Annotated in this window: 1 protein-coding gene and 1 pseudogene; both read left to right on the top strand. The window is 55.4% G+C overall.

Annotated features, from left to right (window positions below):
* Positions 1-1,802 (top strand): HEAT repeat domain-containing protein (locus ACEW8P_RS16355; protein WP_373514149.1); only part of this gene is annotated, 1,802 nt, incomplete at its 5' end.
* Between the two features lie 76 nt (positions 1,803-1,878).
* A pseudogene (locus ACEW8P_RS16350) lies at positions 1,879-2,288 on the top strand (sugar phosphate isomerase/epimerase); the annotation flags it as partial.

The following is a 2,288-nucleotide window of genomic DNA, read 5'->3' as shown; positions in this document are numbered from 1 at the left end:
TAAAAACCGCCGAACTACCCAAATATCTCACGTCGCCCTCGCTCTGGGCCAAGCGCGCCGCCTGGCATCAGATTTCTGACCGCCCCGCCACCGAAACCAAAGGCTTGGCTCCCGAACTGATCGCGCTGGCCGCCGATGCGGCCCAGACCGAAACTACCCGTATCCATGCGCTTTGGAGCCTGGAAGGAATGCATCATTGTAATGCCGAACTACTCGCCGCCCTAATTACCTCGCCGCTACCCGATTTGCGGCGTGAAGCCGTCCGCGCACTCTCGAGCTTTTCTCTGCCTTCGGCCCAAGTGGCGGAACTACTGCAAAATCTGGTTGAAGACGAAAACACAATGGTGCGCTCGCAGGTAATTCGCACCCTCGGTGAAAGTAGCGAGGCCGATCCGCTGACTCTCGAACTGCTGGTGCGAGCAGCCAAACCCGAATTACCCGGCGACGGTATGGGCGGCGCTTACGAGAGAAAATTCGAGCGGTACTTAGCCCGTCGGGCTTTGGAAAAGTACCCTGACGCGCTGCGAGGTTTCCTGCAAACTCCCCGAGCCAGCCAACTCCCCGCCGTCAATCGACTATGGGCGATCGAGGTTTTACCAAAAAAAGAAAAGGAGGCAGCCTTCCTGACCCTCTGGCCCCAGGCTAAACTGGACACGCTGGACGAAACTACCTTCGTCGGCGTGGCGGGTAAGCTGGACAACCGGGAGATTTACGCCTTGGTGCAGCCCGTGCTTCACCAATCTGCTCAGGCTAAAAAGTACGTCAGCTATGCCCTGCGCAATGAAGCCCGGCTGCAGTCGCCCGCTTTTTCAACGATGATTGCCAGGCCGGTTTCTTATCTTTTTGAAAGCGAGAATCCGGCGGATGTGGACTTGGCGCTCGACGTAGTGGGACGTTTCAAAATTGCGGAGGCAAGAGAAAAGGTCATAACTGTCCTCGGCCCCTCTACGCCTCGGCCTACCTTACTTCTGGCATTAAAGGCTTTGGAAAGCAGTCCTGAAAATAAAACTTTTTTTAAACAAACTGTACAAGACGAAAAGCGAGATTCGGATACTCGAATCTTTGCGTTGAACAAGCTGGTACAGGTGGATTCTGTCGCCGGACAAAAGGCCCTGGCGGTTTGGCTCCCCGAACTGAGCGATCCTGATAAAATAAAACTAGCCCAAACGCTCACTGCCTCACGCCGGGGTGCGGCAGTGGTCATGGCCGTGTACGGAAAAAGCCCCACCGACCTGGCCCTTCTGCCGCCTGCTGTAACCGAACGCCTCGCCGAGGTAAATCGCAACGACCGCCGGAGTCAGGCAATGCTGGTTGCGGTGGAAAAATCGAAGGAAGAAAAAAAGGTGGAAACGAAGGCCAAAATCAAGAAATATACCGCCATCGCCGCAAAGAATACGGGCGACCCTTCCGAAGGCAAACTACTTTTTCAGACTTGTCTGCTATGTCATCAAGTGGGCAACGACGGCCAAAACATCGCACCGGCCCTCGACGGTTCGGCCTCGCGCGAAACCCAGGCTCTGCTCACGGCCATCCTCTATCCCGACGCGGCGGTGGAATCAGGCTACGCGCTGTACCGGATCAACAAAATAGACGGGAGTGTGGTGGAAGGGTACTTGGTCGGGAAGGATGACGACGGCACGACACTGGCCTTCATGGGAGGAAGCAAACTGTATATCAAAAAGGCGGACATCAAGAACCAGTACTTTCTTCCCAATCGCTCCTTCATGGCCAAGGACTTGATCGACTCGTACACCGATAAACAGGTAGCCGATCTGCTTTCCTTTATCCGAACGTTGAAGTAGTTTTTACGAGCATCTGGCCCTCAAAGATAGATTCTCCCGGTTTTGTTCTTATAGGAGAAGAACTTGAACCAAACTCATGCACACCCGACTCAACCGCCGCGCCGCCCTTAAAACTACCGCCCTGCTCTTGGGCGCGGGACTCACCGGAACGCTTTCCGCTAAGCCAAAATCTATTTTCCATCTTGGGGCTTGCGACTGGTCCATCGGCCCGAGGCTGAATCCAAGCACGTTCGATATCGCCAAGAAAATCGGCTTGCAAGGCTTGCAGGTCAGCTACAACACGAAAGACGACGAGGCTGGGCTTTCCGTTCCGGCAACGCTGCAGAGCATCAAAGATGCCGCCAAGCGCACGGGCATCAAAGTATCCAGCGTGGCCATTGGCGAGTTGAACCGCGTTCCTTACAAGTCAGAGCCAGTTACCGAGGAGTGGGTCTGGAACAGCGTGGACGCCGCCAGGGCGCTGGGCGTGAACGTGATTTTGCTGGC

The organism is Persicitalea sp., assembly GCF_041751555.1.
Taxonomy (GTDB): Bacteria; Bacteroidota; Bacteroidia; order Cytophagales; family Spirosomataceae; genus Persicitalea.
This window is presented reverse-complemented; position numbering and strand designations above follow the sequence as displayed.